Source organism: Streptomyces sp. MS06, from assembly GCF_047200655.1.
Lineage (GTDB): Bacteria > Actinomycetota > Actinomycetes > Streptomycetales > Streptomycetaceae > Streptomyces.
Window position 1 is genome coordinate 17,554 of the sequence record NZ_JBJZOJ010000078.1, and the last position, 14,882, is coordinate 32,435.

Consider the following 14,882-nt stretch of genomic DNA (forward strand, 5'->3'; position numbering starts at 1 on the left):
CGGGTTCGGACACCCCGCCGCCGCACCGTCCGGTGCGGCGCCGGTGCCGGACCCGCGCGGCTCCGGGCGGCCGCGGGTGCCGCGGGACGCGGTGCCCGGGCGTGCGTGAGGGGCGGCTCCGTCGGCGCGCGTCGGCGCGGGAGCCGCCCCTCACACGGTCCGGCCCGCCTCGGCGGGACCGGGCCTCCGGTGCCGGCCCCCGGTCAGGGGAGGTGGGGCCGGCGGAGGGTCACTGACGCCTGCTCAGCTCCGGCTCACTTCCGGTCGAGCAGGTCCTGCACCTTCGTGCGGACCTCCTCGGTCGCCAGTCCGCGGATGGTCAGCGTCGTCCGGCGGCGCAGCACGTCGTCCGCCGTCTCGGCCCACTCGTTGTCCCGGGCGTAGACCACCTGTGCCCAGATCTCGGGGGCGTCGGGGTGGACGCGTTCGCCGAGCTCCGGGCTCTCGTTGGCCAGGCGGGCGATGTCGAAGGCCAGCGAACCGTAGTGGGTGGCCAGGTGGCGCGCGGTGTCCGGGGCCATCCGCGGTCCGGGCGCCGGGCGGTCCACCAGCAGCCGGTGGGCGACCGCGCGCGGGTTGGCGACCCCCGGCAGGGGCAGCTTCTTCGGCAGCGAGGCGATCGGCTCGAAGTCGTCGCCGAGCGGGTGGCCCGGAAGCGACTCCAGTTTCTGCATGACCGTCCGGCCGATGTGCCGGAAGGTGGTCCACTTGCCGCCGGCGACGGACAGCATGCCGCCCCTGCCCTCGGTGACCACGGTCTCGCGCTTGGCCTTGGCGGTGTCGCCGGGGCCGCCGGGCAGCACCCGCAGTCCGGCGAAGGCGTAGGTGATCAGGTCCCGGTCGAGCTGCTGGTCCCGGACGGAGAACGCCGCCTCGTCCAGGATCTGGGCTATGTCCTTGTCGTTGACCGCGACGTCGGCCGGGTCGCCCTCGTACTCCTCGTCGGTGGTGCCGAGCAGGAGCATGTCCTCCCAGGGGAGGGCGAAGGTGATGCGGTACTTGTCGATGGGGGTGGCCAGTGCCGCCTTCCACGGTGCGGTCCGCTTCAGGACCAGGTGGGCCCCCTTCGACAGGCGGATGGACGGTGCCGCGTCCGGGTCCTCCATGCGGCGCAGGTGGTCGACCCAGGGGCCGGTCGCGTTCAGCACCAGGCGGGCGTTCACGCCGAACTCCTCGCCGGTGAGGCGGTCGCGCAGCTCCGCGCCCGTCACCCGGCCCTTGGTGAACCGCAGGCCCGCGACCTCGGCGTGGTTGAGCACCACCGCGCCCGCCTCGACCGCCGCGCGGACCGTCATCAGCGCCATGCGCGCGTCGTTCATCTGGTCGTCGCCGTACACGGCCACGGCCTTGAGGTTCTCGGTGCGCAGCTCGGGCACGTCCTGCTGGGCCCGGGCGGGGGAGAGCAGGTGGCCGACGCCGTCCCCGAACGCGGACAGCGCGGAGTAGGCGAAGACGCCCGCCCCGAGCTTCGCGGCGCCGTGCGGCCCGCCCTTGTACACGGGCAGGTAGAAGGTGAGCGGGTTCGCCAGGTGGGGTGCCACCTGGCGGGAGACCGCACGGCGCTCGAAGTGGTTCTCCGCCACCAGCTTCACCGCGCCGGTCTGCAGGTAGCGCAGGCCGCCGTGGAGCAGCTTGGAGGAGGCGGAGGAGGTGGCACCGGCGAAGTCGCCGGCGTCGACCAGAGCCACCCTGAGGCCGGACTGCGCGGCGTGCCAGGCGGTGGAGATGCCCAGGATGCCGCCGCCGATCACGAGAAGGTCGTACGACGCCTTGGCGAGCTGCTCCCGGGTCTCGGCGCGGCTCGGGTGGGAGCCGGAGGCCGGGCGGGTCCCCAGGGCAGGCGCGGACTGCAGGGTGGTCTGCGTGGTCATGTCGGGTTCTTACTCCTCGTCCTCGAGCCAGCCCATGGTCCGGTCGACGGCCTTGAGCCAGCTCTTGTACTCACGGTCGCGGGTCTCCGCGTCCATGCGGGGGGTCCACTCGGCGGCCCGGCGCCAGTTGGCGCGCAGGTCGTCGGTGCTGTTCCAGAAGCCCACGGCGAGTCCGGCGGCGTAGGCGGCGCCCAGGCAGGTGGTCTCGGCCACCATCGGGCGCACCACCGGCGCGTCCAGGACGTCCGACAGCGTCTGCATCAGCAGGTTGTTCGCGGTCATGCCGCCGTCGACCTTGAGGGTCACCAGTTCGTCGCCGGAGTCCTTCACCATGGCGTCGGCGATCTCCCGGGTCTGCCAGGCCGTGGCCTCCAGGACGGCGCGGGCCAGGTGCGCCTTGGTGACGTACCGGGTCAGGCCGGCGATCACGCCGCGGGCGTCGGAGCGCCAGTGCGGGGCGAACAGTCCGGAGAAGGCGGGCACGAAGTAGGCGCCGCCGTTGTCCTCGACCGACAGCGCGAGCGTCTCGATCTCGGCCGCGGTGGAGATCAGGCCCATCTGGTCGCGCATCCACTGCACCAGCGAGCCGGTGACGGCGATCGAGCCCTCCAGGGCGTAGACCGTCGGCTGGTCGCCGATCTTGTAGCCGACGGTGGTCAGCAGGCCCGCGTAGGAGTTGATGATCTTGTCGCCGGTGTTCATCACCATGAAGGTGCCGGTGCCGTAGGTGGACTTGGTCTCGCCCTCGGAGAAGCAGGTCTGGCCGAAGAGGGCCGCCTGCTGGTCGCCGAGCGCGGAGGCCACCGGGATGCCGCCGAGCAGGTCGCCCAGCCCGCCTCCCCTGATCTCGCCGTAGACCTCGGCGGAGGAGCGGATCTCGGGCAGGATCTGCTGCGGGACGCCGATCGACTCGCAGATCTTCTCGTCCCACTCCATGGTGTGCAGGTTCATCAGCATGGTGCGGGAGGCGTTGGTGACGTCGGTGACGTGCCGGCCGCCGTCGACGCCGCCGGTCAGGTTCCAGATGACCCAGGTGTCCATGGTGCCGAAGAGGATGTCCCCCGCCTCGGCGCGCTCCTTGAGGCCCTCGACGTTGTCGAGCAGCCAGCGGGCCTTGGGGCCGGCGAAGTAGGAGGCGAGGGGCAGCCCCGTCTCGCGGCGGAAGCGGTCCTGGCCGACGTTGCGGCCGAGGTCCTTGCAGAGCGCGTCGGTGCGGGTGTCCTGCCAGACGATGGCGTTGTGGACGGGCTGACCGGTGTGCCTGTCCCACAGCACGGTGGTCTCGCGCTGGTTGGTGATGCCGATGGCCTTGATGTCGTCGCGGGTGATGCCGGCCTTCTCGACGGCGCCGGCGACGACCTCCTGGACGTTGGTCCAGATCTCGGTGGCGTCGTGCTCGACCCAGCCCGGCTTCGGGAAGATCTGCTCGTGCTCCTTCTGGTCGACGGAGACGATGCGGCCGTCCCGGTCGAAGACGATGCAGCGGCTGGAGGTGGTGCCCTGGTCGATGGCGGCGATGAAGGGGCCGGCGGTGTGGGCGTCGGTCACTGTGTGCTCCTGGAGGTTCCGTGGGTGAGGGGCCTTGGGGCCGGCGCGGGCGGTGCGGTTCGCCGGTTCCCTGCGCGAACCGCGATGCCCGGGCCGTGCGGTGCTCTTACGGTGACGTTCTCTCAGGCGAACGCGACGTTGTAGATACCCGCTCCGATGGCGGCACCGATCAGCGGGCCGACCACGGGGATCCAGGCGTAGCTCCAGTCGGAGCCGCCCTTGTTGGGCAGCGGGAGCAGGGCGTGCACGATGCGCGGGCCGAGGTCACGGGCCGGGTTGATCGCGTAGCCGGTGGGGCCGCCCAGCGAGAAGCCGATCGAGACCACCACGAGGGCGACGATCAGGCCGCCGAGCACGCCCAGGCCGTTGCCGTTGTCGTTGAGCCCCTGGGTGAGGACGGCGAGGACCAGCACGATGGTGCCGATGATCTCCGTGGCGAGGTTCTGCACCGTGTTCCGGATCTCGGGGCCGGTCGAGAAGATGCCGAGAACCGGGCCCGCGCCCTGCTCCTGGGCCTCGACGGCCTTGGCCGCCGTGGCCTGTGCGCCCGGGCCGCCGACGATCTCCTTGTCGGTGAGGTGGGCCTGGAACTGGCCGTAGTAGGCGAGCCAGACCAGCGTCGCACCGATCATGGCGCCGAGGAGCTGTCCGGCGAGGTAGGTCGGAACGTTGGTCCACTGGCCGTCCTTGATGGCCAGCGCCACCGTGACGGCCGGGTTGAGGTGGGCGCCGGACAGCGGGCCGGAGACGTACACCGCCGTCATGACGGCGAAGCCCCACCCGAAGGCGATGGCGACCCAGCCGGCGTTCCGCGCCTTGGAGGCCTTGAGCGTGACGGCGGCGCACACGCCGCCACCGAGCAGGATGAGTATGGCGGTACCTATGGTCTCGCCGATGAAGATGTCGGAGCTGGACACCCGCGACTCCTTTGTCCTTCGTGCCAGGGAAGCCGGACTCCCGGGTCCCACCAGGTTCCGGCGCCCTCGGGGGTGAGAGCGATTCCGGCCTTTGGCGTTGTCACACCCTAGCGCTTATTGCCGTTAGGTGTTCGACAATGCCGACCGATGGACGGGAGTCTTGCTTCGGTCTCACGCGCCCGTCAAGGGTTCTGTTATCGAAAATGCGATCGTTACTGATCGCCGTGACCTATCGGTCAACCGATGTGATTCGCCCGTGTAGGCGGCTTTTGTCCGCTCTCAGGTTAGGCCGAAGACCGGAACGCCGTCCGGCGTCCCGGTCCTCCCCGCCCTGCGGCCCGCCGTACGGGCCCTGCTCAGAAGCGTCCGGCGCCCAGGTCGCGGGACACGGCGCGGGCGCAGTCCCGCACCGCCGCGATCAGCTCCGGGCGCAGCTCCCCGTCCGGGAGCACCCGCTCCACCGCGCCGGTGATCCCCACCGCGCCCACCGGCATCCGGCGCCGGTCGTGGATGGGTGCGGCGATGGACGCCACGCCCTCCCAGGTCTCCTCCGTGTCGGCGGCGTAGCCGCGCGCCCGGGTGACGTCGAGGACCTGCTCGAAGGCGTCCAGTTCGCACACCGTGCGGTCGGTGAACGCCTTGCGGTCGGCCTCCACCACCTCGCTGTGCGCGACCGGGTCGTAGGCCGACAGCACCTTGCCCAGCGCGGTGGAGTGCAGCGGCTGCATGGCCCCTATCTCCAGCACCTGCCGGCTGTCGTCGGGCCGGAACACGTGGTGCACGATCAGCACGCCCTGCTGGTGCAGCACGCCCAGGTAGACGCTCTCGCCGCTGGAGCGCGCCAGGTCGTCGGTCCACACCAGGGCGCGCGCCCGCAGCTCGTGCACGTCCAGGTAGGTGGTGCCCAGGCGCAGCAGCTCGGCGCCGAGCTGGTACCGGCCGGAGGCCTCGTCCTGTTCGACGAAGCCCTCCTGCTGCAGGGTGCGCAGGATGCCGTGCGCGGTCCCCTTGGCCAGGCCGAGGGACGAGGCGATGTCCGACAGGCCCAGTCGTCGCTCACCGCCCGCGAGCAGCCGCAGCATCGCTGCCGCCCGTTCGAGCGACTGGATGTTCCGTGCCATCGCCGTCCTGCCTCCGTCCCGTTGGGCCGTCCCTACGCGACAGCCTTCGCCGTTCGGCAATGTCGAACACTACCTGTCGACGGCGGCCTCCTGCCAATAGCCGAACGTCGCCGGTTCCCTCACATGTGGCCGAAACCAGGCGTGTGGGGGAACACGGGTGTGCCGCGTACCGGGGCTCCGCCGCACCCGCTCGCGCCCCGTCCCGCCAGGGATGGTGCCATGCGCCCGGGCACCGGCGGCCGGTCCGCGCACCCGTCCGCCCCGTGGACGCCTTGCCCATCGGTGTCGCCTCCCGGTTACGCTGGCGCGGTGCACCTTCCGGACCCGTACCGGGACGCCGCATAGCCGACAGCCGTCGCACCCCAAGGGAGCCCCTTCATGGCCTCGTCGCCGCTGACCCCTTCCGCCGACAGCCGGACCCGAGCGTCCGAGCTCCGCCAGGCCCTCGCCACCCGGGTGGTGGTCGCCGACGGGGCGATGGGCACCATGCTCCAGGCGCAGGACCCGACCCTCGAGGACTTCCAGCACCTCGAGGGCTGCAACGAGGTCCTGAACGTGACCCGCCCGGACATCGTCCGCTCCGTGCACTCGGCGTACTTCGACGCGGGTGTGGACTGCGTGGAGACCAACACCTTCGGCGCGAACCTCACCGCTCTGGGCGAGTACGACATCCCCGAACGGATCGTCGAGCTGTCCGAGGCGGGTGCCCGCATCGCCCGCGAGACGGCCGACGACTTCACCTCCCGGGACGGCCGCCGGCGCTGGGTGCTGGGCTCCATGGGCCCCGGCACCAAGCTGCCCACCCTCGGCCACACCACCTTCGGCGCGATCCGCGACGCCTACCGGCGGAACGCGGAGGGACTGCTGGCCGGCGGCGCGGACGCGCTCCTGGTGGAGACCACGCAGGACCTGCTGCAGACCAAGGCGTCGGTGGTCGCCGCCCGCCGCGCGATGGAGGCGGCCGGGTACGAGGTGCCGCTGATCGTGTCGGTCACCGTGGAGACGACCGGCACCATGCTGCTGGGCTCCGAGATCGGCGCGGCACTGACCGCCCTGGAGCCCCTCGGCATCGACATGATCGGCCTGAACTGCGCCACCGGCCCCGCCGAGATGAGCGAGCACCTGCGCTATCTGGCCCACCACGCCCGGGTCCCGCTGTCCTGCATGCCCAACGCGGGCCTGCCGGTGCTGACCAAGGACGGCGCGCACTACCCGCTGACCGCGCCCGAGCTCGCCGACGCCCACCAGAACTTCGTCCGCGACTACGGCCTGTCCCTGGTCGGCGGCTGCTGCGGCACCACGCCCGAGCACCTGCGGCAGCTCGTCGAACGGGTGCGGGAGCAGACCCCCGTCGAGCGCGAGCCGCGCCCGGAGCCGGGAGCCGCCTCCCTCTACCAGACGGTCCCCTTCCGGCAGGACACCTCCTACCTGGCGATCGGCGAGCGCACCAACGCCAACGGCTCCAAGAAGTTCCGCGAGGCCATGCTGGAGGGCCGCTGGGACGACTGCGTGGAGATGGCGCGCGAGCAGATCCGCGAGGGCGCGCACATGCTCGACCTGTGCGTGGACTACGTCGGCCGGGACGGGGTGGCCGACATGGAGGAACTGGCCGGCCGGTTCGCCACCGCCTCCACGCTGCCGGTGGTGCTGGACTCCACCGAGGTGGACGTGATCCGCGCCGGCCTGGAGAAGCTCGGCGGCCGCGCGGTCATCAACTCGGTCAACTACGAGGACGGCGACGGCCCCGAATCCCGCTTCGCGAAGGTCACCGGGCTCGCCCGGGAGCACGGTGCGGCGCTCATCGCGCTGACCATCGACGAGGAGGGGCAGGCCCGAACCGTGGAGAAGAAGGTCGAGATCGCCCAGCGGCTGATCGCCGACCTGACCGGGAACTGGGGCATCCGCGAGGAGGACGTCCTCGTCGACTGCCTGACGTTCACCATCTGCACCGGCCAGGAGGAGTCCCGGAGGGACGGCATCGCCACGATCGAGGCGATCCGCGAGCTCAAGCGCCGCCATCCGGCCGTACAGACCACGCTGGGCCTGTCCAACATCTCCTTCGGCCTGAACCCGGCCGCCCGGATCCTGCTGAACTCGGTCTTCCTGGACGAGTGCGTCAAGGCCGGACTGGACTCGGCGATCGTGCACGCCAGCAAGATCCTTCCGATCGCACGCTTCGACGAGGAGCAGGTGCGCACCGCCCTGGACCTGATCCACGACCGCCGCAGCGAGGGCTACGACCCGCTGCAGAAGCTCATGCAGCTCTTCGAGGGCGCCACCGCCAAGTCGCTGCGGGCCTCCAAGGCGGAGGAGCTGGCCGCACTGCCGCTCGAGGAGCGCCTGAAGCGGCGAATCATCGACGGTGAGCGCAACGGCCTGGAGGCCGACCTGGACGAGGCACTGGAGTCCCGGCCCGCGCTGGAGATCGTCAACGACATCCTGCTCGACGGCATGAAGGTGGTCGGCGAGCTGTTCGGCTCCGGGCAGATGCAGCTCCCGTTCGTGCTGCAGTCCGCCGAGGTGATGAAGACCGCGGTCGCCCACCTGGAACCGCACATGGAGAAGACCGACGAGGCCGGCAAGGGCACGATCGTGCTGGCCACGGTGCGCGGCGACGTGCACGACATCGGCAAGAACCTGGTCGACATCATCCTCTCGAACAACGGCTACAACGTGGTCAACCTCGGGATCAAGCAGCCCGTCGCGGCGATCCTGGAGGCGGCCGAGGAGCACCGGGCCGACGTGATCGGGATGTCCGGACTGCTGGTGAAGTCCACGGTGATCATGAAGGAGAACCTGGAGGAGCTCAACGCCCGCGGCCTGGCCTCCGACTACCCGGTCATCCTGGGCGGGGCCGCCCTCACCCGCGCCTACGTCGAGCAGGACCTGCACGAGATCTACCAGGGCGAGGTCCGCTACGCCCGCGACGCCTTCGAGGGGCTGCGCCTGATGGACGCCCTGATCGGCGTCAAACGGGGCGTGCCGGGGGTCGAACTGCCCGAGCTGCGGCAGCGCCGGGTACGGCCCGCCCCCGCGGCACCGGCCCGGGAGCAGCCGCAGGAGGGCCATGTCCGCTCCGACGTGGCCATCGACAACCCGGTACCCGAACCGCCGTTCTGGGGCACCCGCGTCGTCAAGGGCATCCAGCTCAAGGAGTACGCGAGCTGGCTCGACGAGGGCGCCCTGTTCAAGGGCCAGTGGGGGCTGAAGCAGGCCCGCACCGGCGCCGGGCCCACCTACGAGGAACTGGTCGAGACCGACGGGCGTCCGCGGCTGCGCGGACTGCTGGACCGGCTGCAGACCGACAACCTCCTGGAGGCGGCCGTCGTGCACGGCTACTTCCGCTGCGTCTCCAAGGACGACGACCTGATCGTCCTGGACGACGACGGCCATGAGCGCACCCGGTTCACCTTCCCCCGCCAGCGCCGCGGCCGGCGGCTGTGCCTGGCGGACTTCTTCCGCCCGGAGGAGTCCGGCGAGACGGACGTGGTGGGCTTCCAGGTGGCCACCGTCGGCTCGCGCATCGGCGAGGAGACCGCGCGGCTGTTCGAGTCCGACTCGTACCGCGACTACCTGGAGCTGCACGGACTGTCCGTGCAGCTCGCCGAGGCCCTGGCGGAGTACTGGCACGCCCGGGTGCGGGCCGAACTGGGCTTCGCCGGGGAGGACCCCTCCGACATCCGGGACATGTTCGAGCTGAAGTACCGCGGCGCCCGCTTCTCCCTGGGCTACGGCGCCTGCCCGGAGCTGGAGGACCGCGCCAAGATCGCGGACCTCCTCCGGCCGGAACGCATCGGCGTCCACCTGTCGGAGGAGTTCCAGCTCCACCCCGAGCAGTCCACCGACGCCATCGTGATCCACCACCCCGAGGCGAAGTACTTCAACGCACGCTGAGGCGTCCCCCGGTGGTACCGCAGGTGTGCCCCGGGCTCCGCCGTTCAAACGAGGCGCTCCGCTCGCGCGCGTCGTACACTGGTCGGTCCACCGCAGGCCGGTTCCCCGCTGGGAACCGGCCTGCACGTCCCTCAAGGAGGTGCGTCGGATGACCAGTACGGTCCCCGCGCTCGGAACCCGTACGGCCGAAGGCCCAGCGCTGGAAGCCGTTCTCCTCGACATGGACGGCACCCTGGTGGACACCGAGGGCTTCTGGTGGGACGTCGAGGTGGAGGTGTTCGCCGGCCTCGGCCACACCCTGGACGACGCCTGGCGCCATGTCGTGGTGGGAGGCCCGATGAGCCGCAGCGCCGGGTTCCTGATCGACGCCACCGGCGCCGACATCACCCTGGCCGAGCTCGCGGTCCTGCTCAACGAGGGCTTCGAGGACCGTATCGACCGGACCCTGCCGCTGATGCCGGGCGCGGCCCGGCTGCTGGCCGAGCTGTCCGCGCACGGCGTCCCCACCGCCCTCGTCTCGGCCTCCCACCGACGCGTCATCGACCGCGTCCTGACCTCGCTGGGCCCGCAGTACTTCGCGCTCACCGTGGCCGGCGACGAGGTCGCCCGGACCAAGCCCCACCCCGAGCCCTACCTCCTCGCGGCCTCCGGACTCGGTGCCGACCCGGCGAGATGCGCCGTCGTCGAGGACACCGCCACCGGCGTCGCGGCGGCCGAGGCCGCGGGCTGCCACGTGGTCGCCGTGCCGTCCGTGGCACCCATCGACCCGGCCACCCGCCGCACCGTCGTGACCTCCCTGGAAGAGGTCACCCTCGCATTTCTCCACGGTTTGATGACGGAAATGCGCTAACCGTTCACCCAGCGTGCGCCGCTGATAGCCGGTAATTCCACGGAGGCGCGTCGGGGGGCGCACCCGAAATATTTCGCGCCACTCCGCGGCGGCCGAATTGCGGGCCCGCGCTTCCGGTCCGGGTGTGACGTTCCCCACTCTCTCGGGGGTCGACAGCGGTGGCGTGCTGTGCTGTGCCCCGATGTTTCAGTCATGTCAACGCGCCCTTGTGTCCCGATTGGTGAGACGCTGTACGAATCCTTCCACTGTCGGGTTTTCAGTGTGTCCGCACCCGGTTTCGCAGCGTGATGGGGCCTCAACTCCGGTGGCCGCGAACCACCCTGCAAACGCGGACTAATGTCGTCGCGAGAACATCGCCCCAACCCCGTGATCGGCTGCGACACCCCTGCATGCCGCATACACGGATCGAACAGTCCTGGAGAAACTCGAGCATGAACCGCAAGATCTTGGTGCTGCCGGCCGTGGCCGGTCTGCTCGCGCCCGTGCTCACTGCCTGCGGTGGGTCCGACAGCGGCAGCGGAGGCGGCGACGCCATCGTCGTCGGCACCACGGACCGGTTCACCGCCACCAAGGACGCCCCCGCGCCCCTGGACCCCGCCTACGCCTACGACGTCGGCAGCTGGAACGTCCTGCGCCAGACCGTGCAGACGCTGATGATCATGCCGAAGGGCGACGGCGCCCCGGTCCCGGAGGCCGCCGAGAGCTGCGGCTTCACCGACAGCGGCAACGAGCGCTACGCCTGCAAGCTGCGGGAGGGCCTGAAGTTCGCCGACGGCCACGACGTCACCGCGAACGACGTGAAGTTCTCCATCGACCGGGCCCGGGCCATCAAGTCCGACTCCGGTGTCGCCTCCCTGCTGTCGACCATCGACACCGTCGAGACCCAGGGCGACCGCGAGGTCATCTTCCACCTCAAGACCGCGGACGCCACCTTCCCGTTCAAGCTGTCCACCCCCGTCGCGGGCATCATCAGCCCCGACGACTACCCCAAGGACAAGCTGCGCGACGGGTTCGCCGTGAACGGCTCGGGCCCCTACAGCCTCAAGGCCGAGACCAAGTCCGGCGACAAGGGCAAGGAGATGGTCAAGGCCGTGTTCACCAGGAACCCCCACTACAAGGGGACCCTCAAGGTGAACAACGACAAGGTCGAGATGGTCACCTTCGCCGACGCCGAGGCCATGGGCACCGCGCTGGAGAAGAAGGACATCGACGTCATGACGCGCACCATGACGCCGGATCAGATCCGCAAGCTGTCCAGCGCCTCCGGCAACCACATCGACTTCGTCGAGATGCCGGGCCTGGCCATCCGCTACCTCGCCTTCAACACCACCGCCCCCTCGGTCAAGGACAAGGCCGTGCGCCAGGCGATGGCCCAGGTCGTCAACCGTGCGGCGCTGGTCTCCAAGGTGTACGGCACGCAGGCCCAGCCGCTGTACTCGCTGGTGCCGAGCACCGTCACCGGCCACTCCAACTCCTTCTTCAACAAGTACGGCGACCCCAGCGTCAGCAAGGCCAAGCACCTGCTGAGCAAGGCCGACATCGACACCCCGGTCAAGCTGACGCTCCACTACACGACCGACCACTACGGCGCGGCCACGAAGAAGGAGTTCGAGGTCCTCAAGGAGCAGCTCAACGGCAGCGGGCTGTTCGACGTCGACATCCAGGGCACCCCCTGGGACAGCTTCGTCCCGGCCGAGCGCAAGGGCTCGTACGAGGTCTGGGGCATGGGCTGGTTCCCCGACTTCCCGGACGCCGACAACTTCCTCGCGCCCTTCCTCGACGCCGACAACTTCCTCAAGTCGCCCTACTCCAACCAGGACATCATCAAGAACCTGATTCCGCAGTCGCGCCGCCAGGCCGACCGGCTCGCCGCCTCCAAGAGCCTGACGGAGATCCAGGACATCGTCGCCGAGGACGTGCCGATCCTCCCGCTGTGGCAGGGCAAGGAGTACATCGCCGCCCGCGACGACATCACCGGCACCTCCTACGCGCTCAACTCCTCCTCGACGCTCCAGCTCTGGGAGCTGGGCCACGGCGTCGGCAGCTGACGCCGGCCGGCCCGCAGCCGGTGACGCGAAGGGCGCCCCTCCACGCGGAGGGGCGCCCTTCGCCGTACACCCACGCCCGGTCGTGGCGACCGGTCCCGTCCCGCCGGTGACCGGCCTCCGCGGGCGCGGCGGTCACTGCGCCCCGGGACGCACCAGACCGCTCTCGTACGCGTACACCGCGGCCTGCACCCGGTCGCGCAGCCCCAGCTTGGTCAGCACATGGCCGACGTGCGTCTTCACCGTGGTCTCGCTGACGAACAGGTCGGCGGCGATCTCGGCGTTGGACAGACCGCGCGCCACCAGCTTCAGCACCTCCACCTCGCGGTCGGTGAGGGAGTGCAGGGTCTGAGGCACCGGTTCCTCACCGGACGGCAGATGGGTGGCGTACTTGTCGAGCAGCCGCCGCGTGATGCTCGGCGCCAGCATCGCCTCGCCGCCCGCCACCACGCGGATCGCCTGCACCAGCTCGTTGGCGGGGGCGTCCTTCAGCAGGAAGCCGCTGGCCCCGGCCCGGAGCGCCTCCACCACGTACTCGTCGAGGTCGAAGGTGGTCAGCACCAGCACCTTGGCCGGGCCGTCCCGGTCGGGGCCGGTGATCCGCCGGGTCGCCTCCACTCCGTCCATCCGCGGCATGCGAATGTCCATCAGCACCACATCGGGTTGCAGGGCCCGCACCTGATCGAGCGCCTGGAGACCGTCTCCGGCCTCGCCGACTACCGCGAGGTCCTGCTCCGCCTCCAGGATCATGCGGAAGCCGGTGCGCAGCAGGGGCTGGTCGTCGACCAGTAGGACGCGGATGGCCACGTGACTCTCCTTCGCTAGTCCGCGCCCATTCTGCCCTGCGGCACGGTGTCCGCCCCGGCCGCCCTCACCGGCAGCGGGTACGGCGGGGGAGTGCCGCCGAACTCCGGGCAGTGCGCCCGGTGGTCGCACCAGCCGCACAGCTTCGTCTGCCGCGGCCGCCAGTCGCCCGTCTCGGTGGCCCGCCGGATCGCCTCCCACAACGCCAGCAGTTTGCGCTCCACACGCTCCAGGTCGGCGGGAACCGGGTCGTAGGTCAGCACGTCCCCGCTGCCGAGGTAGACGAGCTGGAGGCGCCGCGGGACGACCCGTTTCAACCGCCACACCACCAGCGCGTAGAACTTCATCTGGAACAGCGCGCCCTCGGCGTACTCCGGCCGGGGAGCCCTGCCCGTCTTGTAGTCGACGATCCGCACCTCGCCGGTCGGCGCCACGTCCACCCGGTCGATGATCCCGCGCAACCGCAGCCCCGAGTCCAGCTCCGCCTCGACGAACAACTCACGCTCGGCCGGCTCCAGCCGGGTCGGGTCCTCCAGCGAGAACCAGCGCTCCACCAGGCCCTCCGCCTCCGCCAGCCAGCGGGCGAGCCGTTCCCCGTCCGGATCCTCGGCGAACAGCTCGGCCAGCTCCGGCCTGGACTCCCGCAGCCGGTCCCACTGGCCCGGGATCAGGGACTTGGCCCGGGGCGCGGTCCGCTCGGCGGCCGGCGCGTCGAAGAGCCGCTCCAGCACCGCGTGCACCAGCGTGCCGCGGGTCGCCGCCTCGGTGGGCCTCTCCGGCAGCCGGTCGATCACCCGGAACCGGTACAGCAGCGGGCACTGCATGAAGTCACCGGCGCGCGAGGGCGACAGACCCGGCGGCCGCCGCCCCGCCCCGGAAGCCTCCCGCACCGGGCCCCCGGTCCCCTCCTCCGGGGGACGGCCCGCCCCGGTCGGCGCGGCGTCCACCGGCCCTGCCGGCGGGGCGTCCACCGGCCCCGCCGGCGGGGCGGACACCGCGCCGGCCCCGGCCGCACCCTCACTGCTCGTCTCCATGACCACAGACCTTACGGCCCGCCACCGACATCGAGGCCGATACCCGGACTCCCGTGATCACGCCCCGGCGCTTCCGCGTCCGGCCGACCACCCTCTCCACCGCCGAACGCGGAAGCCGCCGCCACGACGACCGCGCCCACTCCCGCCGGGACCGGCTCCGAGCCGCTCGGCGGCAGTCCGAGCCCCTCGGCGGGAAGAGGAGCACCGGTGCCCCGGCCGTGTGCGCGAGGCGGGCGGCGGCACCGGGAACACGGGGGTGCCGGGGCGGAACGTGCCGCGAAGGACGCATACCATCGACAGCAGACCCTTCCGCCCGGCAGACGCGGAAGACGCTTCGAACGAGGGGACACCGTGGACGAGAGCGGCCGGAGCGCGCAGCCGCCGTCGAGCGACGACGAGACGGCGGACCACCGTGCGGCACCGACGACCCCCGCCGCAGCCCCCACGGCCCGGAGGGACCCCCGCTCACCCCACCCCGGCGCACCCACCGACGGCGCGGGCCCCGACGCCCGCCCCGGGCCCGCCCGCACGACCGGCCACCGGGGGCGACCCACCACCGGTCCGGACGACGGACCGGCCCCGGGCCGCCCCGAGGGCGACGACGCTGCCCGGCCCGGCGGCGCGCCGCAGGACGGTGCCGGCGAGGCCGGGACGCCGGACACCGCACCCCGCGCCGGCGCTGGAGAGGCCGCGGACACGACACCCGGCGCCGTCCCGGACGGCGCGCCGGACGAGGACGCTCCCGCCTCCGCGGGCTCGGGGGGGGGGGGGGGGGGGACGAGGGGGGGGGGGGGGGGG

9 protein-coding genes are annotated in these 14,882 nt (G+C 71.5%); 3 read left to right on the forward strand and 6 right to left on the reverse strand.

Annotated features, from left to right (window positions below):
* Positions 1-254: 254 nt before the first annotated feature.
* The 4 genes from ACL02U_RS29605 to ACL02U_RS29620 all read right to left on the reverse strand — a co-directional run bounded on the left by ACL02U_RS29605 (position 255) and on the right by ACL02U_RS29620 (position 5,457).
* The gene (locus ACL02U_RS29605; RefSeq protein ID WP_412794057.1) at positions 255-1,871 is read right to left on the reverse strand and encodes an FAD-dependent oxidoreductase; all 1,617 of its coding nucleotides are present in this window, start codon (positions 1,869-1,871) and stop codon (positions 255-257) included.
* 9 nt (positions 1,872-1,880) lie between these two features.
* Positions 1,881-3,419, reverse strand: coding sequence for a glycerol kinase GlpK (gene glpK, locus ACL02U_RS29610; RefSeq protein ID WP_412794058.1), 1,539 nt, complete (start codon positions 3,417-3,419; stop codon positions 1,881-1,883).
* Positions 3,420-3,541: 122 nt separating this feature from the next.
* The gene (locus tag ACL02U_RS29615) at positions 3,542-4,336 is read right to left on the reverse strand and encodes an MIP/aquaporin family protein (RefSeq protein ID WP_412794059.1); all 795 of its coding nucleotides are present in this window, start codon (positions 4,334-4,336) and stop codon (positions 3,542-3,544) included.
* A gap of 356 nt (positions 4,337-4,692) precedes the next feature.
* On the reverse strand, positions 4,693-5,457 hold the full coding sequence (locus ACL02U_RS29620) for an IclR family transcriptional regulator (protein ID WP_412794060.1): 765 nt from the start codon (positions 5,455-5,457) through the stop codon (positions 4,693-4,695).
* Positions 5,458-5,835: 378 nt separating this feature from the next.
* On the opposite strand from ACL02U_RS29620, the gene metH reads away from it, so the two are divergent.
* From metH to ACL02U_RS29635, 3 genes are all read left to right on the forward strand, one after another.
* Entirely contained in the window at positions 5,836-9,351 is a 3,516-nt protein-coding gene (gene metH, locus ACL02U_RS29625) for a methionine synthase (RefSeq protein ID WP_412794061.1), read from the forward strand.
* 148 nt (positions 9,352-9,499) lie between these two features.
* The gene (locus tag ACL02U_RS29630) at positions 9,500-10,201 is read left to right on the forward strand and encodes an HAD family hydrolase (protein ID WP_412794062.1); all 702 of its coding nucleotides are present in this window, start codon (positions 9,500-9,502) and stop codon (positions 10,199-10,201) included.
* 431 nt (positions 10,202-10,632) lie between these two features.
* Entirely contained in the window at positions 10,633-12,249 is a 1,617-nt protein-coding gene (locus ACL02U_RS29635; RefSeq protein ID WP_412794063.1) for an ABC transporter substrate-binding protein, read from the forward strand.
* 132 nt (positions 12,250-12,381) lie between these two features.
* Here ACL02U_RS29635 and ACL02U_RS29640 read toward each other — a convergent pair whose 3' ends face one another.
* On the reverse strand, positions 12,382-13,053 hold the full coding sequence (locus ACL02U_RS29640; protein WP_412794064.1) for a response regulator: 672 nt from the start codon (positions 13,051-13,053) through the stop codon (positions 12,382-12,384).
* Between the two features lie 14 nt (positions 13,054-13,067).
* On the reverse strand, positions 13,068-14,084 hold the full coding sequence (locus ACL02U_RS29645; RefSeq protein WP_412794065.1) for a RecB family exonuclease: 1,017 nt from the start codon (positions 14,082-14,084) through the stop codon (positions 13,068-13,070).
* Positions 14,085-14,882 lie beyond the last annotated feature (798 nt).

Excerpts from the sequence above, each read along its gene's own strand:
- ACL02U_RS29645 (WP_412794065.1), bottom strand. The coding sequence starts at position 14,084 with ATGGAGACGAGCAGTGAGGGTGCGGCCGGGGCCGGCGCGGTGTCCGCC.
- metH (WP_412794061.1), top strand. The coding sequence starts at position 5,836 with ATGGCCTCGTCGCCGCTGACCCCTTCCGCCGACAGCCGGACCCGAGCG.
- ACL02U_RS29620 (WP_412794060.1), bottom strand. The coding sequence starts at position 5,457 with ATGGCACGGAACATCCAGTCGCTCGAACGGGCGGCAGCGATGCTGCGG.
- ACL02U_RS29630 (WP_412794062.1), top strand. The coding sequence starts at position 9,500 with ATGACCAGTACGGTCCCCGCGCTCGGAACCCGTACGGCCGAAGGCCCA.
- ACL02U_RS29605 (WP_412794057.1), bottom strand. The coding sequence starts at position 1,871 with ATGACCACGCAGACCACCCTGCAGTCCGCGCCTGCCCTGGGGACCCGC.
- ACL02U_RS29635 (WP_412794063.1), top strand. The coding sequence starts at position 10,633 with ATGAACCGCAAGATCTTGGTGCTGCCGGCCGTGGCCGGTCTGCTCGCG.